At 66.3% G+C, this 19,240-nt stretch carries 21 protein-coding genes and 1 tRNA gene; 14 read left to right on the top strand and 8 right to left on the bottom strand.

Features of this window, described 5'->3' with window-relative positions; genetic code table 11:
• Nucleotides 1-55 precede the first annotated feature (55 nt).
• Entirely contained in the window at nucleotides 56-475 is a 420-nt protein-coding gene (locus tag PHA8399_RS21250) for a cupin domain-containing protein (RefSeq protein WP_058288069.1), read from the top strand.
• Between the two features lie 66 nt (nucleotides 476-541).
• Here PHA8399_RS21250 and PHA8399_RS21245 read toward each other — a convergent pair whose 3' ends face one another.
• Entirely contained in the window at nucleotides 542-1,651 is a 1,110-nt protein-coding gene (locus tag PHA8399_RS21245; protein ID WP_058288068.1) for an anhydro-N-acetylmuramic acid kinase, read from the bottom strand.
• A gap of 143 nt (nucleotides 1,652-1,794) precedes the next feature.
• On the opposite strand from PHA8399_RS21245, the gene tyrS reads away from it, so the two are divergent.
• Complete coding sequence (gene tyrS, locus PHA8399_RS21240; RefSeq protein WP_058288067.1) at nucleotides 1,795-3,051, top strand: tyrosine--tRNA ligase; 1,257 nt, start codon at nucleotides 1,795-1,797, stop codon at nucleotides 3,049-3,051.
• Nucleotides 3,052-3,466: 415 nt separating this feature from the next.
• Here the strand turns inward: tyrS and PHA8399_RS22690 are convergent, their stop codons facing one another.
• Nucleotides 3,467-3,604, bottom strand: a complete 138-nt coding sequence (locus tag PHA8399_RS22690; protein WP_167592843.1) for a hypothetical protein — start codon at nucleotides 3,602-3,604, stop codon at nucleotides 3,467-3,469.
• Between the two features lie 45 nt (nucleotides 3,605-3,649).
• Here PHA8399_RS22690 and PHA8399_RS21235 point away from each other — a divergent pair, with 45 nt between their 5' ends.
• From PHA8399_RS21235 to PHA8399_RS21225, 3 genes are all read left to right on the top strand, one after another.
• Nucleotides 3,650-4,567 (top strand): GNAT family N-acetyltransferase, encoded by a 918-nt coding sequence (locus PHA8399_RS21235; RefSeq protein WP_058288066.1) that lies wholly within the window; start codon nucleotides 3,650-3,652, stop codon nucleotides 4,565-4,567.
• A 101-nt stretch (nucleotides 4,568-4,668) separates the two neighbouring features.
• A complete protein-coding gene (locus PHA8399_RS21230) occupies nucleotides 4,669-5,424 on the top strand; it encodes an SDR family NAD(P)-dependent oxidoreductase (RefSeq protein ID WP_058288065.1) in 756 nt (251 codons plus the stop codon).
• Nucleotides 5,425-5,708: 284 nt separating this feature from the next.
• Nucleotides 5,709-6,263 (top strand): sugar O-acetyltransferase, encoded by a 555-nt coding sequence (locus tag PHA8399_RS21225; RefSeq protein ID WP_058288064.1) that lies wholly within the window; start codon nucleotides 5,709-5,711, stop codon nucleotides 6,261-6,263.
• A gap of 145 nt (nucleotides 6,264-6,408) precedes the next feature.
• Here PHA8399_RS21225 and PHA8399_RS21220 read toward each other — a convergent pair whose 3' ends face one another.
• The 3 genes from PHA8399_RS21220 to PHA8399_RS21210 form a co-directional block, all read right to left on the bottom strand.
• Entirely contained in the window at nucleotides 6,409-8,217 is a 1,809-nt protein-coding gene (locus PHA8399_RS21220; RefSeq protein ID WP_082649602.1) for an ABC-F family ATP-binding cassette domain-containing protein, read from the bottom strand.
• 63 nt (nucleotides 8,218-8,280) lie between these two features.
• Complete coding sequence (locus PHA8399_RS21215) at nucleotides 8,281-9,027, bottom strand: GNAT family N-acetyltransferase (RefSeq protein ID WP_058288062.1); 747 nt, start codon at nucleotides 9,025-9,027, stop codon at nucleotides 8,281-8,283.
• A gap of 80 nt (nucleotides 9,028-9,107) precedes the next feature.
• Nucleotides 9,108-9,581, bottom strand: a complete 474-nt coding sequence (locus PHA8399_RS21210) for an outer membrane protein assembly factor BamE (protein ID WP_058288061.1) — start codon at nucleotides 9,579-9,581, stop codon at nucleotides 9,108-9,110.
• 99 nt (nucleotides 9,582-9,680) lie between these two features.
• On the opposite strand from PHA8399_RS21210, the gene PHA8399_RS21205 reads away from it, so the two are divergent.
• From PHA8399_RS21205 to PHA8399_RS21170, 8 genes are all read left to right on the top strand, one after another.
• On the top strand, nucleotides 9,681-10,217 hold the full coding sequence (locus PHA8399_RS21205; RefSeq protein ID WP_058288060.1) for a YceD family protein: 537 nt from the start codon (nucleotides 9,681-9,683) through the stop codon (nucleotides 10,215-10,217).
• Between the two features lie 225 nt (nucleotides 10,218-10,442).
• Nucleotides 10,443-10,649 carry a 50S ribosomal protein L32 gene (rpmF, locus tag PHA8399_RS21200; RefSeq protein WP_008558107.1) on the top strand — a complete coding sequence of 69 codons (207 nt, stop codon included), beginning with the start codon at nucleotides 10,443-10,445 and terminating at the stop codon, nucleotides 10,647-10,649.
• 37 nt (nucleotides 10,650-10,686) lie between these two features.
• Entirely contained in the window at nucleotides 10,687-11,799 is a 1,113-nt protein-coding gene (plsX, locus tag PHA8399_RS21195; protein ID WP_058288059.1) for a phosphate acyltransferase PlsX, read from the top strand.
• Between the two features lie 16 nt (nucleotides 11,800-11,815).
• Complete coding sequence (locus tag PHA8399_RS21190; RefSeq protein WP_058288058.1) at nucleotides 11,816-12,790, top strand: beta-ketoacyl-ACP synthase III; 975 nt, start codon at nucleotides 11,816-11,818, stop codon at nucleotides 12,788-12,790.
• Between the two features lie 101 nt (nucleotides 12,791-12,891).
• Nucleotides 12,892-13,194 carry an integration host factor subunit alpha gene (gene ihfA, locus PHA8399_RS21185; protein ID WP_008207184.1) on the top strand — a complete coding sequence of 101 codons (303 nt, stop codon included), beginning with the start codon at nucleotides 12,892-12,894 and terminating at the stop codon, nucleotides 13,192-13,194.
• Nucleotides 13,195-13,210: 16 nt separating this feature from the next.
• Nucleotides 13,211-14,959 (top strand): MerR family transcriptional regulator, encoded by a 1,749-nt coding sequence (locus PHA8399_RS22855; protein WP_244270278.1) that lies wholly within the window; start codon nucleotides 13,211-13,213, stop codon nucleotides 14,957-14,959.
• Between the two features lie 162 nt (nucleotides 14,960-15,121).
• Nucleotides 15,122-15,198, top strand: a tRNA-Pro gene (locus tag PHA8399_RS21175).
• Nucleotides 15,199-15,323: 125 nt separating this feature from the next.
• On the top strand, nucleotides 15,324-16,403 hold the full coding sequence (locus PHA8399_RS21170; protein ID WP_058288057.1) for a 2'-deoxycytidine 5'-triphosphate deaminase: 1,080 nt from the start codon (nucleotides 15,324-15,326) through the stop codon (nucleotides 16,401-16,403).
• Between the two features lie 124 nt (nucleotides 16,404-16,527).
• On the opposite strand, the gene PHA8399_RS21165 is transcribed toward PHA8399_RS21170, so the two are convergent.
• Entirely contained in the window at nucleotides 16,528-16,995 is a 468-nt protein-coding gene (locus PHA8399_RS21165) for an Lrp/AsnC family transcriptional regulator (protein ID WP_244270277.1), read from the bottom strand.
• Between the two features lie 134 nt (nucleotides 16,996-17,129).
• Between PHA8399_RS21165 and PHA8399_RS21160 the strand changes: the two genes are divergently transcribed.
• The gene (locus tag PHA8399_RS21160; RefSeq protein WP_058288055.1) at nucleotides 17,130-18,281 is read left to right on the top strand and encodes an MFS transporter; all 1,152 of its coding nucleotides are present in this window, start codon (nucleotides 17,130-17,132) and stop codon (nucleotides 18,279-18,281) included.
• Here PHA8399_RS21160 and PHA8399_RS21155 read toward each other — a convergent pair.
• Nucleotides 18,256-18,456 carry a hypothetical protein gene (locus PHA8399_RS21155; protein WP_058288054.1) on the bottom strand — a complete coding sequence of 67 codons (201 nt, stop codon included), beginning with the start codon at nucleotides 18,454-18,456 and terminating at the stop codon, nucleotides 18,256-18,258. The genes PHA8399_RS21160 and PHA8399_RS21155 overlap by 26 nt on opposite strands.
• Nucleotides 18,457-18,567: 111 nt before the next feature.
• Nucleotides 18,568-19,236, bottom strand: coding sequence for an SMC-Scp complex subunit ScpB (scpB, locus tag PHA8399_RS21150; RefSeq protein WP_058288172.1), 669 nt, complete (start codon nucleotides 19,234-19,236; stop codon nucleotides 18,568-18,570).
• Nucleotides 19,237-19,240 lie beyond the last annotated feature (4 nt).

The following is a 19,240-nucleotide window of genomic DNA, read 5'->3' as shown; positions in this document are numbered from 1 at the left end:
CCCAAACATATGATCGGGATTGAGATTTACCAGCATGAAAGCGGAGAGAGCAGGCATGGACGCGGATCAGATCATCGAACACCTTGGCCTGCAGCAGCACCCGGAGGGCGGCTGGTACAGAGAGACCTGGCGGGCCGGGAACGAAGGGCGCCCCGCAGGCACCTGTATTTACTTCCTTTTGAAGACCGGCGAGGCCAGCCACTGGCACCGCGTCGATGCGGCTGAGATCTGGCTCTACCACGCCGGCGCGCCGCTGGTGCTGTCGCTGGCGGCAACGGACGAAGGCCCGGCGCAGGACCACCTGCTGACCCCGGATCTGGCCAAGGGCGCGCCGCAGCTGATCGTGCCGGAAGGCCACTGGCAGGCCGCCCGCAGCACCGGGGACTACACGCTGGTCAGCTGCACGGTGTCGCCGGGGTTCGAGTTCGAGGGGTTTGAGCTCGCCGCTCCGGGCTTCGACATTCCGCGCGGCTAAGCGCAAATTTCTTCTGAAGAAATTTGGCAAGAATTTTCAGAAAATTCTTGCGCCCGGCCGCAGCGCTCACGCCTCCGGCACGCTGACCACCCCGCCGCCGACACAGGCACTCACCCCTGTGGTGCCGGGTGCCGAAGTCGGCAGGCCGCGCGCCACACGCACCGCCAGATGGGCAAAGGCCTGCGCCTCCAGCATGTCGCCGTCGAGCCCAGCATCCTCCACCGGCTTAACCGGGCAATCGAGCGACACCCGCAGCATCTCCATCAGCACCGGATTGCGGCGCCCGCCGCCGGTGACCAGCACGACCTCCGGCGATTCCGGGCAATGCTCCATGCCCTGTGCCACAGCGGCTGCGCACATGGCGACCAAGGTCGCCGCCGCATCCGCATCGCTCAGCTCCTTGACCAGCCCGACCATCTCGGCAAAATCGTTCCGGTCCAGCGACTTGGGCGGCATCCTTGCGAAATAGGGCTCAGCCAGAAACAGCTCCAGCGCGCCGGTTTCCACGGTGCCGGAGCGCGCCACCTTGCCGTCCGCGTCCCAGGGAATGCCCAAGCGCTCCTGCACCAGATCATTGACCGGCGCATTGGCCGGACCGGTGTCAAACGCCAAGAGCGCGCCCGGTTCTTCCGGCCTCTCGAACCGCGGATCCACATAAGTCAGGTTGCCGACCCCGCCGAGGTTCAGGAAGCACAAGGGCCGTTCCGCACCGATGTATTTCGCGCAGGCAAAGTGAAAGAACGGCGCCAGCGGCGCGCCCTCGCCGCCCATCGCCACATCGTCAGAGCGGAAATCCCAGACCACCGGCTTGCCCAGATGTTCGGCCAGCGCCGCGCCGTCGCCCACCTGCAGGGTCCCCCGCAGCCGCGGCGCATGGGCCAGGGTCTGGCCGTGAAAGCCGACGATCTCCACATCCGCGAACTCCGCCAGCGCCGCCGCATGGGCCGCATCGCAAACCTCTGCCGCGGCCTCCACCTCCGGCCCGGTCCATTTGCCCAGCCCCGCGCGCAGGACGCTGCGCTCCTCTGCCGAATACTCCCGGTAACTGCTCTCGCCAAACCCGTGAATGCGCGCGCCGTCGGTGACCACCACCGCCGCATCCACCCCGTCCAGCGAGGTGCCGCTCATCGCGCCAAGCGCCCTGACCGCGCCCGTTTTCCCAATGGCCTTGCTCATGGCCCCTGCCCCTTTCTAGGATCCGGGCCGTCCCGCCCGTTCGCGCCGCATACTACAGCGCATATTTTGCCGGGAAAACAGGTTCCAACCCACGTCAATGCGATTTATAGGGCATGGGGCAAAACCATAGACCGAGGCATGTTATGACCTACACACCGAAATCGGATTTCGTCGCAGTCATGATGGAACGCGGGTTCCTCGCGGACTGCACCGATTATCAAGGGCTGGACGAAGCCCTGCTGCAAGGTGTGCGCCCGGCCTATATCGGCTTTGACGCCACCGCGAAGTCGCTGCATGTCGGCTCGCTGATCCAGATCATGATGCTGCGCTGGTTCCAGAAAACCGGCCACCAGCCGATCACCCTGATGGGCGGCGGCACCACCAAGGTGGGCGACCCCTCCTTCCGCGCCGACGAACGGCCGCTGCTGACCGAGACGCAGATCGACGACAATATCGCGGGCATCAAGAAGGTGTTCTCTGCCTACATCGACTATGACACCGACGCGCCGAACAAGGCGCTGATGCTGAACAACGCCGAATGGCTGGACGGCCTGAACTACCTGGAATTCCTGCGCGACATCGGCCGCCATTTCTCGGTGAACCGGATGCTGTCGTTCGAAAGCGTGAAATCGCGTCTCGACCGCGAGCAGTCGCTCAGCTTCCTCGAATTCAACTACATGATCCTTCAGGCCTACGACTTCATGGAGCTGAACCGCCGCTACGGCTGCATCCTGCAGATGGGCGGCTCGGACCAGTGGGGCAATATCGTCAACGGCATCGACCTGACCCGCCGGGTGATCGACCATGAGGTCTATGGCCTCACCTCGCCGCTCTTGACCACCTCGGACGGCAAGAAGATGGGCAAGACCGCCGAAGGCGCGATCTGGCTCAATGCGGAGATGCGGTCGCCTTATGAGTTCTGGCAGTTCTGGCGCAACACCACCGATGCGGACGTGGGCCGGTTCCTCAAGCTCTATACTGAGCTGCCGGTGGCGGAATGCGAGCGTCTGGGCGCGCTGGCAGGATCGGAGATCAACGCCGCCAAGGTGATCCTCGCCAATGAGGTGACCACCCTGTGCCACGGCGCCGAAGCGGCAGCAGCGGCGGAAGCCACCGCGCGCGAGGTGTTCGAGAAGGGCGGTGTCGGCGATGACCTTCCCACCCTGACCCTGTCGCCCGCCGATCTGGGCGACGGCATTTCGATCGTGCAGCTGATCGTGAAATCCGGCCTCGCCAAATCCGGCAAGGATGCCAAACGCCTGATTGCGGAGCATGGCGCCAAGATCGACGACCAGCCGCTGACCGACGCAGGCCTGATGATCGACGCGGGCGCGCTGGCCTCGCCGATCAAGCTGAGCGCGGGCAAAAAACGCCACGCCCTGGTGCGGCTGGACGGCTGAACCATTCGGCTTGAAACGGGAAAAGGGAGCCTCCGCGCTCCCTTTTTTCATGGCCGCAGGATCTCCCGCCCATTCCAGCTGCATCAAAGATGGAGCTTCATGGTTGGGCATGGCGCCGCGCTGCCGCGCGGCGCGGCGGCGCTTCCCTGGCTTCGATCCGCAACAGATCAGCACCGAGTCCATCCCCGGGTCAAGGGCCACGCCAGCGGCCGTGCGCAGCACGGTTTACCCTTGAGGCGGAGCTGGCCGGAATAGGCTGGAACTGGCGCTTAAGGGCAGGTTTGACCTTAAGCGCCTCTCAGCAATCTATTTGCTGCGCAGCAGCGCGCCGCGCAGCGGCGCCATGCCCAAGGCCGCACAAAGGCACAGCGGCATAGCCAATGCACCTGCGGGCGCGGGAGCCCGGCCGGCCGCCTCAGAACACCACCGCCTCCACCACCGTCATTACCAGAAACACCGGCACCGACAGGCCGATCGCAATCAGCAGCGCCGCTGCCTTGGTCATCCGCGGGGCCGCCGCCGTCTGCCCCATGATCTGTGTTGCCTTTTTCATGCGTTCATTAACCCTGATTTAGGTTTCCAGCGCGTTAATGGGGCCATGTTCGACAGCGCCCCCGATCCCGACTTGCCCGCCGCGGCAACCGCCCGCCCGCAGCTTCGCGCCCTCCAGCAATCGCCGGAGTTTGCCCGCGCGCTGATGGCCTGCGGCCAGGCGCCGCTGGTGCTGGACGGCACGCTGGTGCTGCAGCGCCGCCTGCCCGGCGGGCTGCGGCTGGCGATGGTGAACCGGGCGGACCTCGGCAACCCCGCCCCGCTGATGGCCGCGCTGCGCGGCCAGGGCCTGGGCCGCACCCCTCTGATCCTGTCGCCAGAGGCCCCGGCGCCGCATCTCGCCCGCCTCGGCGCGGTGCCGCTGGCCACGCCAGCCCATGCTGCGCTTTGGGATCTGACCGGCGATCCGGACCAGCGCCGCGCCGCCCTGCATCAGAAATGGCGCAACCGGCTGAAACACGGCGAGGCGCAGACCCTCCGCCTCACCCGCCAGAACCTGCCGCACGACGTGCGCCACTGGCTGTTTCAGGCCGACGCGCAACAGCAAACGATGCGCGGTTACCGCAGCTGGCCCATTGGCCTCACCCTCGCCTATGCGCGCGAAAACAAGGGGCAGGCGAAACTCTTTCAGGCCTTTGAGGGCAAGGACCCCGCCGCCGCCATCCTGATCCTCACCCACGGCAGCACCGCCACCTACCACATCGCCCACACCACCCGGCGCGGCAAACAGCTCAGCGCCCATACGCTCCTGCTGTGGGAGGCCGCCAGCTGGCTTGCCTCAAAAGGCATCTGCCGCCTGGATCTGGGCCTCATCAATACCGAGGACGCTCCCGGCCTGGCCCGGTTCAAGCTCGGCACCGGCGCCAGACTGCACCGGCTGGGCGGCACCTGGGGCCTCTGGCCGCCGCTCGGCCGCCTGCTGCGCCCGCTGGCACGGCTCGACCGGCGCCTGATGGCAGGCTGACATCCGCGCTGCCGCGGCCGCGACGCCCCGTCCCGCTGGACAGGCCTGGGGCAAACCCATTATATGAACGCACGTTCAGATAATCGGGAGGAGCCCCGCTCATGAAACTTACAGATACCGCAGCCGTGATCACCGGCGGCGCATCCGGCCTGGGTGAGGCCACCGCGCGCTATTTCGCCGAACAAGGCGCCCAGGTCACCATCCTCGACCGCGATGCGGAGCGCGGCCCCCAGGTGGCAGAAGAAATCGGCGGGCATTTCGCCCAGACCGATGTGACCAGCGAAGAGTCGGTCTCTGCCGCCATCGCCCATGCGGCGGAAAAGATGGGCAAGATCACCGCTTGCGTGAACTGCGCGGGCATCGCCATCGGCGCCAAGACCGTGGGCAAGGAGGGCGCGCACCCGCTCGATGCCTACAAGCGCACCATCGACATCAACCTGGTCGGCACCTTCAACGTCGCCCGCCTCGCCGCCGTGGAAATCGCCAAGAACACGCCCGATGATGACAACGCCCGCGGCGTGATCATCAACACCGCCTCCATCGCAGCCTTTGACGGGCAAAAGGGCCAGGCCGCCTATGCCGCCTCCAAGGGTGGGGTTGCCGGCATGTGCCTGCCGATGGCGCGCGATCTGGCGTCTTCCGGCATCCGGGTGATGACCATCGCGCCGGGCATCTTCATGACCCCGATGCTGGCGGGCCTGCCGGAAGAAGTGCAGCAGCAGCTGGCGGCAGACGTCCCCAACCCCGCCCGCCTGGGCGATCCGCGCGAATACGGCCGCCTCGCAGGTTTCATCGTCGAAATGGGCTACCTCAACGGCGAGGTCATCCGCATCGACGGCGCTCTGCGCATGCGCTGACGCCCCGCCGCTGGTTGCGGGTCAAGGGCGGCACAGCCGCCGTGCGCAGCACGGTTCACCCTTGACGCGCAAGCAGCGGATCACACACTCGAAAACGCGTCTTCAGGGCAAACCTGCCCCTGAAGCGCTTCTCAGCCAATCCCCTTCACACCGCGCCAGCGGTGCGCGGCCCAAGGCCGCACAAAGGCGCCTTGGCGCAGCCATGGCCCCTGCGGGCGCGGGAGCTCCCCGGGCAATTGACAATCCCTGCCGCCCACCCTTCACTCGCGGCAAGGAGGCCCCCCATGACCAAGTCAGAACGGCAGAAAATGCAGGCGGGTGAGTGGTACTGTTGCCGGGACAGCGAACTGTCAGCGTTGCGCCATCAGGCCCGGGTAGCGGTGCACCAGCACAATGGGGCGCCCCCTGATCCTGCGGAACAGCTCAGCCCGCCGCTCGCCAAGCTCTTTGCCGCCCACGGCGAAAATTGCTTGATCGAGGCGCCGTTTCACTGCGCCTATGGCCTCAACATCACCCTGGGCAATAATGTCTACATGAACGCGGGCTGCACCATTTTGGACACCGCCCCAGTCACCGTCGGCAATGGCACCATGCTGGGGCCAAATGTGCAGATCTATTGCGCACAGCACCACAAGGACAGGGTCTTGCGGGCCAAGGGCCTTGAGATCGCCTATCCCGTTACCCTTGGTGCAGATGTCTGGATCGGCGGCGGTGCGATCATCCTGCCCGGCGTCGCCATTGGCGACGGCGCCATTGTCGGAGCCGGGGCAGTAGTGACCAAAGACGTCGCCGCAGGTGAGACCGTCACGGGCAATCCCGCGCGCCCTCAGCGCAGGTAATCAAACGGTCAAAGCAGCGACCGCCACCTTAACCTGCGCTTAACATTTCCCAATGAATTCCAAAGTTTTACGGCAGAAACTTTGACCAAATGTTTCGCGCGCGAAACATTTGGTCAGCCTCGCTGCCCTAATCGAAAAAGCCGCTTCAGCCCCCGGCTTTTTCCTCCAGCAGCAGCCATTCCTCTTCGGCGGCGGCCAGCTTCTCCTGCCGCTCCACCAGCGCCTCGGTGGCCTTCTTGAACTTGACCGGCTCGCGGGTGAACAGCTCCGGGTCGCTCATCAGCTCCTGCAGCTTGCCGATTTCCGCCTCCAGCCGCTCGATCTCGCCGGGCAGCGCCTCCAGCCGGTGCTTTTCCTTGAAGCTGAGGCCGTCCTTGGGCTGGGCCTCCTGCTTCGGCTTGGACTTCGCAGGCTTCACCTTCTCAGGCCGCTCCGCAACCTCCAGCGGCCCGCGCTGCGCGATGTAATCGCTCCAGCCGCCGGCATAGGCCGTGGCCTTGCCGTCGCCTTCCATCGCAATTGTGGTGGTCGCCACCCGGTCCAGGAAATCCCGGTCGTGGCTCACCAGCAGCACGGTGCCGTCGTAATTGTCCAAAAGCTCCTGCAGCAGGTCCAGCGTTTCCACATCCAGGTCGTTGGTCGGCTCGTCCAGCACCAGAAGGTTTGAGGACCGCGCCATCAGCCGCGCCAGCAACAGCCGCGCCTTCTCGCCGCCCGACAGCGACCGCACGGGCGCCCGCGCCTGACGCTCGTCGAACAGGAATTCCTTGAGGTAGCCCACAACGTGCTTGGGCTGGCCGCGCACCATCACCTGATCCGCCTTGCCGGATATCCCCAGCAAGGGATCGGCGGTCAGGTTCTCCCACAGGGTCGAATCGCCGTCCAGCTGATCGCGGGTCTGGTCGAACAGCGCGATTTCCAGATTGGTGCCCAGCTGCACCTTGCCTGCATCCGGCTCTTCCATGCCCAAAAGCATCTTCAGCAGAGTGGTCTTCCCCGCGCCATTCGGGCCGACAAAAGCCACCCGGTCGCCGCGCTGCACCTTCAGCGAGAAGTCCCTGACAATCTGCTTGCCGCCAAACGCCTTGCTCAGCCCCTCGGCCTCGATCACCTTGCGGCCGGACTTGGGGCCGGCCTCCAGCGCCATCTCCGCCGCCCCCTGCCGCTTGATCTGGCCGGCGCGCTCCGCCTTCAGATCCTGCAGTGCCCGCACCCGGCCCATGTTGCGCTTGCGCCGGGCCGAGATGCCTTCGACCGCCCAGCGGCTTTCCGACTTGATCAGCCGGTTCAGCTTGTGGCGCTGCATGTCCTCGTCTTCCCAGACCTTGTCGCGCCAGGCCTCGAAATCCTCAAACCCCTTCTCCTGGCGCCGCACCTCGCCGCGGTCCACCCACTGGGTGGCGCGGGTCAGCGCCCGCAGAAACGCCCGGTCGTGCGAAATCAGCACAAAAGCCGCGCGGGTGCCTTTGAGTTCGTTCTCCAGCCAGGTGATCGCCTCGATATCCAAGTGGTTCGTGGGCTCGTCCAGCAGCATCAGGTCCGGCGCTTCGGCCATCAGCTTGGCCAGCGCGGCGCGGCGGCGCTCCCCGCCGGAGGCGGTTTCCACGGGCCTTGCCGGATCAAACTTCAGCCCTTCGCCCGCGCGCTCCACCTTGTACATTTCGCCGGGGTCCAGCTCGCTGGCGGCAAAATCGCCTAAGGTAGCAAAACCCTCCATCTTCGGGTCCTGCTCCATGTAGCCAACCGACTTGCCCGGCGGCACCACGATGTCACCCTGATCGGCTTCAACAATCCCCGCCATCACCTTCATCAGCGTGGATTTTCCCGAGCCGTTGCGGCCCACCAGCGCCACCCGGTCGCCGGGCTGCACCACCAGATCGAGGTTCGAAAAAACCGGATCGCCCCCAAAGGTGAGGGAAATGCCGGACATCTGCAAAAGAGGAATACGTGCCATGCCAGCCAGCTACCCCGGCGGCAAAATCGCGTCAACGCTCCCCGTTCATCTTTCCAAAAATACTCAAAATCCCCCGGCCACCGCGCGCAGCAGCCGCTTGCGGGCCTCCGGGATCGCGCCGGTCTCCAGACCGGTGAACACATGCAGCGTGTTCATCTGCCGGTCCACCACCGCATGGTCGCTGACCCAGCCGCCCATCGCCAGATAGGTCCGCAGCAGGGGCGGCATTGCCTGCAGCGCCCGCCTCAAATCCGGCACCTGCTGCAGCTCAGCCGCATAGCGGACCACCTCGGACGCCTTCTCCCCCACCCGCCACTGCGCCGGCGCCAGGTGCCGCTGCCGCAGCAGCGCAAACGTGTCCAGATACGGCGCGGCAGAGGTGCCCGCGAAGGAGGCGCAGCCGAACAGCATCTGCACCCCCTGCCCGTCGACCAGGCCCGTCATTGCCCCCCAGGCGAGCCGCAGGATGTCCGGGTCGTGCCAGTCCGGATGGATGCAAAAGCGGCCCAGCTCCGCCATCGGGCCGGCAAAGCCGCGAAGGCCCGGCAGCTCATAGAATTGCGCCGCATAGCTGTGCTCCAGCCCGCCGCCGTTCGGCAGCACCAGCAGCCGGAAACAGCAGACCAGGGTGCCGCTCGCCGCGTGCTCGACCAGGACATGGGCGCAGCGGCTGTCAAAGGCGTCGCAGTCGGTGCCAGGGGTGCGGAAACACAGCGTCCGCAGGGCCTGCGCCGCCGCCACATCCGCCGCACCGGCGGCCAGCCGGGCGCGGTACTGGCCTCTGCTCAGCAATAGATCCGGCTCTGCCATGGCTGCCCTTTGCTGCAGGCCCGCGCTGGCGCGGCGCGCATGTCCGGGCGCAGAAGCGGCAGCACAGCCGTGAAACCGGGTTACTCGGAATTCAGAAGCTGGCCGGGGCCGAAGTTGCCCAGGTTGCCCAGCAGCTGGCGCAGGAAGGTGCTGTCTTCCACCCCGGAACTGGTCACCCGGCGTTCCAGCGGCACCACCTTGCCGTCTTCCAGGCTGTAGCGGCGGATGCCCTCCACCACGCCCTGCGCGTCAAAGCTGATCGCCACCAGGTCCCGCGCCACCGGTTTCGGCGCGGCAGCGCCATAGTGGCGGAAGCGGGTCGCGACATAATAGTAGCCGCTTTCGTTCAGCACTCCGGTCGAGGACGGCACCCCGATGGTTTCGGCCACCGAATCCCTTGTATCGATCCCCGGCACCACCTCGGCCAGCTGGCCCGGTGTGGGCACGTAGCCATGCTTGCGGTAGACCGACGCGCAGGCCGCCAGCGCCAGCCCGGCCGCCGCAAATACCGCGCCGCGCAGAACGGACTTGTAATGAAACGCCTTTGGAAACATGAGGGCCCCCCGAGCCTCGCCGCACAGCGCGGCTTGAATACGTCTTTCAACCCGATTACCTAATGACCGCTTCCGGTTCAAGAAACGAAAGTCCCCAACATGTCTGAGAGCACCGCTTTGCGGGTGGCGGACCTGCCGCAGAACACCCCGACCGCCTTTGAAATCATCCCGGGCAAGGAGGAGCTGGCCGCCCTGGCCGCAGAGCTGGGGGTGAATGCCCTGCGCAAGGTCCGCTTCACCGGAGAGATCAAGGCCCTGGGCAAGCGCGACTGGCAGCTGACCGGCGCCCTGGGCGCGACCGTGGTGCAGGACTGCGTGGTCACGCTGGAACCGGTGACAAGCCGGATCGAGGAAAAGGTGAACCTCACCTATACCGCCCGCTACGAAACGCCGGAAGGCGCCGAGGTGGAAATGCCCGACGACGACAGCATCGAGCCGCTGGGCAGCCATATCGACCCGGGCCAGGTGATGGCCGAGGCGCTGGCGCTGCACATCCCGCCCTACCCGCGCAAGGACGGCGCCGAACTGGGCGAGGCGGTCTATGCCGAAGACGGCGTGGCGCCGATGCGGGACGAGGACGCCAAACCCTTTGCCGGGCTTGCCGCGCTGCGCGGGCAGCTCAAAGATGAGGACTAGAGGCAGTTTTTTCGCACATGCGGAAATTGTTTCTGGCGCCGGGCGCGGCGCTGCCCTAAAAAACACCTTGCGCCGCCGGAGATTCGCAGTATTTTCGCGCGCTCATCGGAATTTTTGGTTGGACAATGCTTAGGCAGCCGCCTAAACGCACGTCACACCGATCGAACACGAATGCAATCGCGCCGCGGGGATGGCCCCAAGGCCCAAACAGACAAAGGTTGAGACATGGCCGTCCAACAGAACAAAGTATCCAAATCGCGCCGCAACAACCGCCGCGCGCACGATGCACTGGTTGCTGCGAACCCGAACGAATGCGGCAACTGCGGCGAGCTGAAGCGCCCGCACCACGTGTGCCCGTCCTGCGGCCATTACGACGACAAGGAAATCGTCGCGGCAGCTGACGAAATCGAGATCGACGAGGACGCGGCGTAAGCCACGGACCGGATCCTGATGCCAGGCAGGCTTTCGCATGACGGGTAAACCCGCGAAAAATCAGGCAGAAGCCGGCCGCATCATCATTTCTGTTGACGCCATGGGCGGAGACGCCGGCCCTGCTGTTGTAGTGGCCGGCATTGACATGTCGGCACAGAAAAACCCGGATATCGGGTTCATCCTGCACGGCCCCGCCGAGCAGCTGCAACCTCTTGTCGCCAAAAAGCGCGCCCTTAAGGGCCGCGTCGAAATTCGCGATGTCCGCGATGTGGTGACGATGGAGGACAAGCCCTCGCAGGTGATGCGCAACGGCAAGGGCACCTCGATGTGGTCCGCGCTGGAGGCGGTCAAGAACGGCGAGGCAGGCGGTGCGGTCTCCTGCGGCAACACCGGCGCGCTGATGGCGCTCAGCATGCTGCGGCTGCGCAAGCTGCCGGGCATCAACCGCCCCGCCATTGCGATCCTGTGGCCGTCGCTGAACCCGCAGGGCTTCAACGTGATGCTGGATGTCGGGGCCGACGTGAAGGCGGATGCCGAGGACCTGCTGCAATACGCCCTGATGGGCACCTCTTACGTGCGCAATTCCATGGACATCGCCTGCCCGCGGGTGGGGCTGCTGAACGTGGGCACCGAAGAACACAAGGGCCGCGCCGAGCTGAAAGAGGCCTTCGGGCTGATTGCGGACAATGCGGCGCAGGCGAGTTACGAGTTCGTGGGCTTTGTCGAGGGCAGCGACATTCCCGGCAACGCGGTGGATGTGATCGTCACCGACGGCTTCACCGGCAATGTGGCGATCAAGACCGGCGAAGGCACCGCCCGGGTGATGCGCACCGCACTGCGCGAAGCTTTCCAGTACTCCTTCCTGTCCAAGATTGCGGCGCTGCTGGCGATGACCTCGCTCAAGCGGCTGTCCAAGCGGATGGACCCGCGCCGCGTCAATGGCGGAGTATTCCTGGGCCTGAACGGCACCGTGGTGAAATCCCACGGCGGCGCGGATGCCACCGGCGTTTCGGCGGCGGTGAAGCTCGCCTTCCGCCTGGCGCAGCACGGTTTCGCCGAAAAACTGGCCGCGCGGGTTGCATCTGCCGGCGCGCATACCCAAGATAATACTGCTTCCCGCACCCCGCGGGCGGCCACCGAAAAAGACTGAAATAGGCAGGCACCGGATGACGCGACGCGCGGTAGTTGTTGGCATAGGGCACTATCTCCCTGAACGGGTGGTTGAAAACGCGGAATTCGAGACCTCGCTGGACACCACGGACGAATGGATTCGCACCCGGTCCGGCATCGAACGCCGCCATTTCGCCGCTGAGGGAGAAACCACATCGGATATGGCTGCCAAGGCCGCAGAACGCGCTTTGGCAGATGCGGGCCTGACCGCTGACGATGTGGACGCCATCATCGTGGCCACCTCCACCGCCGACCTCACATTCCCCTCTGCCGCCACCATGGTGCAGTCCAAGCTGGGCATGACCAAGGGCTTTGCCTTTGACGTGCAGGCGGTGTGCGCGGGCTTCGTTTATGCGCTCAGCAACGCCAATGCGCTGATCGCCTCGGGCCAGGCCAGCCGGGTGCTGGTGATCGGCGCCGAGACCTTCAGCCGGATCATGGACTGGACCGACCGGGCCACCTGCGTGCTGTTCGGCGACGGCGCCGGCGCGCTGCTGCTGGAGGGCCAGGAGCTGGCGGGCACCAACAAGGACCGCGGCATTCTGGCAACCGATCTCAACTCGGACGGCCGCTACAAGGATCTGCTGTATGTCGACGGCGGCGTGTCCTCGACCCAGTCGACCGGCCATCTGCGGATGCAGGGCAACCAGGTGTTCCGCCACGCGGTGGAAAAACTCGCCTCTACCGCGAACACCGCGCTGGACCGCGCCGGGCTGTCGGCGGCGGATGTGGACTGGATCGTGCCGCATCAGGCCAATATCCGCATCATTCAGGGCACCGCCAAGAAAATGGGCCTGAGCATGGACAATGTGGTGGTAACCGTGCAGGATCACGGCAATACCTCCGCGGCCTCCATTCCGCTTGCCCTGTCTGTCGGCAAAGAGCGCGGCCAGATCAAAGAAGGCGACCTGATTGTGACCGAAGCCATCGGCGGCGGTCTGGCTTGGGGTGCCGTTGTGCTGCGCTGGTAACTCTTCCATCCGGAATCCCGCCCGAAACACCCCGCGCAATTCATTGATATTGACAGGGAATTTCCCTGCGCCCTATGCTTTGGCAAACAACGGGGATTGGTATGGGCGAAAAAACACTGACACGAATGGATTTGAGTGAAGCTGTTTTCCGGGAAGTCGGCCTGTCGCGCAATGAAAGCGCGCAGCTGGTGGAAAGCATGCTGCAGCATATGTCGGACGCCCTGGTGCGCGGTGAACAGGTGAAGATCTCCTCGTTCGGGACATTCAGCGTAAGGGATAAGTCTGCCCGGGTCGGGCGGAACCCGAAGACCGGCGAAGAGGTGCCGATTCAGCCGCGCCGCGTGCTGACCTTCCGGCCTTCCCACCTGATGAAAGACCGCGTGGCAGACGGCAACCGTAAATAACGGGACCAATTGAGCCATGTCAAAATCACCGGACGCCTTCCGCACCATCAGCGAAGTTGCGGACTGGCTGGGCGTGCAGGCGCATGTTCTGCGCTTCTGGGAGAGCAAGTTCACCCAGGTCAAACCTGTCAAGCGGGCCGGCGGGCGCCGCTATTACCGGCCTGCGGATATGCGGCTTCTGGGCGGCATCAAGAAATTGCTGCATGACGACGGGATGTCGATCAAGGACGTTCAGGCGCTGCTGCGCGAGCATGGCCCCGCTCATGTGGCGGAGTTCTCGCACCCCGTCGACGGCGCAGCCGCCGAGCGCTCCGCGCCGGTGCCGCCGGCGGACAGGCTGGGCGATGACTGGCAAAGCTCGCTGGAGCTGAGCCATGAGCAGGCGGCAGAAGAGGACACGGGTTCCGAAGCCAGCAATGTGGTCGGCTTCCCGCAACAGGACGCCGCGGCAGACGACATCCTGCAGGACCCGGCAGACGCCCCCGCAGCTGTAATCCCCGCTGCCCCGGCGGATGCCCCGGAAACTGAGGAAACCGCCGCTGACGCCGCTGAACCCGCCGCTGCGCCAGAGCCGCAGATGCGGATGGATCTGGCTGCGCCCGCCGCAGAGACCGGTGCGGAGGACGAGACCGGGGCGGCGGCAGAATCAGAACCTGGCCCATCCGCCCCTTCCCCCCTTGAGGCGCAAGACCCGGCAGCGGATGGCACCGCGCCCGCGGCGGCAGAGGCCACAGAGACACCCCATGCCCCTGCGGTGGAACCAGACACCGCCTCCCCCTGGAGCGAGGCCGCCGCTGAGGACTCGGCTGAAGAGACCACAGCAACAGCGGCTGCCCCCGCAGACTCCGCCCCGCTCGACCCCGCACCGGAAGACCGGCAAGACCCGCAAGACGGCGATGACAGCGCGGGCTGGGAGGCGGGAACCGAGCCGGCAGCGGCACCGCCTGCCGCCGCAGAGGCACAGCCGGACGCGCCGGACGGCTTTGGCACACCGGCTGAAACCGGTTCCGCTGAAACCCTTCCGGATGAGCCTCCCTTGACCGCAGCAGAGCCGCCCGTGCTGGAGGATACGTCCGCTGCGGAAACCCTCCGGGCGGACGCGCAAGAGCCTGCAGACAGCGCGCAGCCTGTGGACCCTGCACCGCAAGCAGCTCCGGACTTCCCGGCGGATTCGGACACGGCTGATCTGCCGGAACAGTTTTCGGCCCAGGAAACGGCGGAAGACCACACAGGCCCTGCAGCGGCTGATCCGCTGGCAGCCCCCTCACCCGAACCTGACCCGTCCCTGGACACCCTGGCTGCCGCGGCGGGCGTTCAGCCGGAAGAGCCGCTGGACTTTGGCAACGGCGCAGAGCCGTTTGCCGCCGCCATGGAGGCAGACCCCGGCGCGGATGACGCAGACGCCGCGGCCGATCCTGCCGCCGCCTTCCCGCCGCACGATCTGGACCAGGCCGCCCGGCAGGTTGATGCGCTGGAATTTGGCTCCGGCTTTGACCCTGACGCGGATGCGGATGCTGAGCCGGACCAGCCGCAAGACAGCCCGGCGGCAGCGCCTGAGGCCGAAACCGGCGAGGCGGCCGACGCCCCTGCCCATGTCCTGCCACACCCCGGTGTTCTGTCCCATTTGGCCGCTGTCCGCAGCCTGCCGCCGCAGACGGTGGCCGCAATCGCTGCCTGCGCCGAAGATCTGCGCGCCCTGGCGGCCCGCGGCGCAGTTGCAGGGCCACCGGTCTCCGGCGCCGGGTCCGGTCTGGACCTCCCCTGATTTCACGGGCGTTTCCCGCGCCGGGAAGCGCCCCCGCACACACGAAGGCCTGCACGCGCGGGCCTGCAACTGCCTCAGCCGGCAGGATTTCCGGGCGGATGCGCAAAAAATCTTGCCGCCCCCTCTTGCCCCTGCCGTGAAAACGGTTAGAAGGCTGTTCAACGGGCTATGGCGCAGCCTGGTAGCGCGTCCGTCTGGGGGACGGAAGGTCGCAGGTTCGAGTCCTGCTAGCCCGACCATTTGAAAAACGCCCGGGTGCTTCGGCACCCGGGCGTTTTCATATCCCGGCCCTGAATTGCCGATTGCGCAGCGGGGCCGATTGGGCCAGCATCGCCGGAAAATCCGGCGCAGGGAGGGACAGAAAATGACAGGCGTTTTGCCCAGCCAAACCATTGAAAACATGCTGGAGAACGGCGCTATCACCGTCAGCACCCCGCTGGTGGAGGGTCAGGTGCAGCCTGCCAGCCTCGACCTGCGGCTGGGCAATGTTGCCTACCGGGTGCGCGCGTCCTTTCTGGCGGGCCAGGGCCGCAGCGTCTCCGACCGTCTGACGGAATTCGAGATGCACCGCATCAGCCTTGATGGCGGCGCGGTGCTGGAAAAGGGCTGCGTCTATGTGGTGCCCTTGATGGAAGGTCTTGCGCTGCCGCAGGATGTTTCCGCCGTGGCCAATGCCAAAAGCTCCACCGGGCGGCTGGACCTCCTGACCCGCACCATCACCGACGGCGGCGAGGAGTTCGACCGGATCAAGCCCGGCTACACCGGCCCGCTTTACGCGGAGATTTGTCCGCGCTCCTTCTCGGTGCTGGTGCGCCCGGGCATGCGGCTGAACCAGATCCGCTTCCGCCGCGGCCAGGCGGTGCTGTCGGATGCAGAGCTGAAGATGCTGCACGCAGGGACCCCGCTGGTCGATGGCGAGGCCGTGATCGAGGACGGGCTGGGCTTTTCCGTCGATCTGAAACTGCCGGGCACCGACCTGGTCGGCTACCGCGCCAAGCCGCATACCGGGGTGATCGACCTGGACCGGATTGGCGAATACGACCCGCAGGAATACTGGGAGGAGGTGCGCACCAAGGATGGCCGCATCATCCTGGATCCCGGCGCGTTTTATATCCTGGTGAGCCGCGAGGCGGTGCATATCCCGCCCGCCTTTGCCGCCGAGATGGCGCCTTATCTGGCGATGGTGGGCGAATTCCGGGTGCATTACGCGGGCTTCTTCGACCCTGGCTTTGGCCATGACGCCGCGGGCGGGGCCGGATCGCGCGGGGTGCTGGAGGTGCGCTGCCACGAGGCGCCCTTTGTGCTGGAGCACGGCCAGGTGGTGGGACGTCTGGTCTATGAGAAGATGGCCGAAGTGCCGGAGCAGCTTTACGGTGCCGGTATTGCGTCGAACTACCAGGGCCAGGGGCTGAAGCTGTCCAAGCATTTCAAGACGCCAGCCTGATCGCGGTGAGGGCAGCGCCCGGCCCTCGGGGCGGGTGCTGAAAGCGCCCTCCCCGTTTTGCCGCAGGCAAACCTTCGGTTTGACGGGGAGGGTCGGGCGCTGCCCGGCCTTTCGGCCGGGCGGACTATTTCACCGGCCCGCCTTCTGCCAGATTCTGTGTCGTGCCCGCCTGCACCGGCCGGTCAAGATGCGTTGACAGCACCGTATAGGTGCGGGTGGCGCGCACGCAGCCGACCTCATAGATCCGCGCAAGCAGCCCCTCCAGCGCCTTGGGGGAGGCGACGCGGACCTTCAGGATCAGGTTGGTGTCCCCGGCGGAGCTGTGCACCTCCTCCAGTTCAGGCATCTCCTGCAGCGCCAGCAGGCCGGTGGTCACGCCCCAGCCCTCGGTATCCACATGGATGAAGGCCAGCAGCGGCTTGCCCACCGCGGCACCGTCGAGCCGCGCCACCGTTGCCTCGATGGTGCCCGACGCGCGCAGCCGCTTGACCCGCTCATGCACCGCGGGCGCCGACAGTCCGACGTCCTGGCCGATTGCGGCGTAGGACAGTGTCGCATCCCGGCTCAGCGCGCCTAATATTTTTCGGTCCAAAGCGTCCAGCGCGCGGGAAGTCCCAGCCGTTTTCCGAATCCCATCTGTTTTTTCTTCTGCCATCTTCGCCCGCCCTTCACAGAACCATGTTCAGCGCATAGCAGATTTACCTGAACATTCTTAAAGGTAAACCCATGCGAACCCCGATTCTGATCTTGATGAGCGCGATAGGCGTGATTGGTGCGAACTCGCTGCTGCTGTCGCCGGTGGTGTCCGCTGTCAGCCAAACCCTGAATGCCACCACCGCAGAGGTGATGCGGGCGGCCAGCGCCTATGGGCTAGGGGTGGCGGCGGCGGCACTGCTGCTGGCGCCGCTGGCGGACCGGATCGGTGCAGGGCGGCTGCTGCGGGCGGCGCTGTTGCTGCTGGGCGCCGGGCTGGCGGCCAGCGCGGCGGCGGCGGATGTCCGGATGCTGATGGCGGCGCAGGCGGTCTGCGGGCTGGCGGCGGGGGCCGCCCTGCCCTCGATCTACACGCTGGCGATGGTGATTGCCCCCAAGGGGCGCGAGGCGCGGGTGCTGGGGCTGGTGCTGTCGGGCTGGACGGTGTCGCTGGTGCTGGGCGTCAGCGTCAGCGCCTGGGCCACCGATCTGGCGGGCTGGCGCGCGGTCTATGGCACGCTGGCAGCTGTGGCGCTGCTGCTCTGGGCCGCCTCCGCCTCCCTGCGCGCTGCGGGCAGCCCCAGCAGCCAGGCGACCTCGCCGCTGACGGCGCTGCGGGTGCCGGGAATTGTCCGCGGGCTGCTGTCCACCGCACTGATGATGCTGGGGTTCTACAGCAGCTATTTCTTCACCGGCGCGCATATCACCCAAGGCCTGGGATTGAGCATTACCCAAGCCGGGCTTCTGCCGCTGTTTTACGGCATCGGGTTCGGGCTGGCGGTGCTGCTTGATCCGCTGCTGGACCGGCTGGGCCTGGCGCGCGCCACGCCGCCGGTGTTCCTGGCGGTCACGGCCAGCTATCTGCTGATGATGGTCTGGGCGGACAGCTATGGGCTGCTGCTGGGGCTGGCGGTGCTGTGGGGGATCGGCCAGCATCTGGCGCTGAACCTGGTGGTGGCGCGGGTGACGCTGCTGGACCCCGGGCAGCGCGGCGCCATCATGGGGCTGTTCAGCACCGTGACTTACTTATGTGTCTTTGCAGCGCCTTTTACCGGAGCGGCCGCTTATGCCGTCTGGGGGCTTGCGGGCTGCCTGGGCGTGTCGGCGCTGCTGTCGGCCAGTGCCGCGCTGGAGGCGCTTGGCCTGAAACCGGCGGCGCCTAGCGCTGGCGGCGCCCCTGCTTGACGGAGGGAATGCGCGAGCGGCCCGCCTGCTGCACCGGCGGGGCGCTCTGCCCCTGACCGCGGTCCTGCGGCTTGCTGCGCCTGGCGACGGCGTTGATGCCTGCGTTCACACCGGCGCCCACCGCGCGGCTGACAAGCCGCCGCAGCACCATGTTGATGATCCAGTTGATATTCACCGTGCTGGCCCCATGCTTTGCTCTGCCTGGGACTGTACCGCCAGATTGAGACCATTTCGGGGCATGCGGCGTGCGCCGGGCAAGCGCCCGGCAGCTGCCGCTGCCGGGGCATCACTCCTCGAAGAGTTCCGCCTGTTCTTCCGGCTCGTCGTCCTCGTCGCCGCTCTGGCCCAGCGGCAGGCTGCCCGGCGGCGGGCGGTTTTCCAGCAGGCCCGCGGCGCGCAGCTCCTTCAGGCCCGGCAGGTCGCGGGCGCTTTCCAGGCCGAAGTGATCCAGGAAGTCCGGCGTCACCACAAATGTCACCGGGCGGCCCGGGGTCATGCGGCGGCGGCCCAGGCGGATCCAGTTCATCTCCATCAGCTGGTCGATGGTGCCGCGCGACACCGACACGCCGCGGATCTCCTCGATTTCGGTGCGGGTGACCGGCTGGTGGTAGGCGACAATCGCCAGCGTTTCGATCGCGGCGCGGCTGAGCTTGCGCAGCTCGGTGGTTTCCTTCTGCATCAGGAAGCCAAGGTCCGGCGCGGTGCGGATCGCCCAGGCATCGCCCAGACGCACCACCCGCACGCCGCGGCCCTCATAGCGCTTGCGCAGATGCTCCACCGCCTCGCGCGGGTTGCAGCCATGCGGCATCCGGCTTTCCAGATCGCGCAGGGTGACGGGCTCGGCGCTGGCAAACAGCACCGCCTCCACCATCCGCTCTTGCTCCGCCATCGGCGGCGCGTCAAACAGCGAGTCATTGTCTTCGCGGACGGGAGCGCCCTGGCTCTGACCGTCCATGATC

Source organism: Leisingera aquaemixtae, from assembly GCF_001458395.1.
In the GTDB taxonomy this organism is placed as follows: Bacteria; Pseudomonadota; Alphaproteobacteria; order Rhodobacterales; family Rhodobacteraceae; genus Leisingera; species Leisingera aquaemixtae.
The sequence above is the reverse complement of the archived record's forward strand: the minus strand, read 5'-3'. Positions and strand labels throughout refer to the sequence as shown.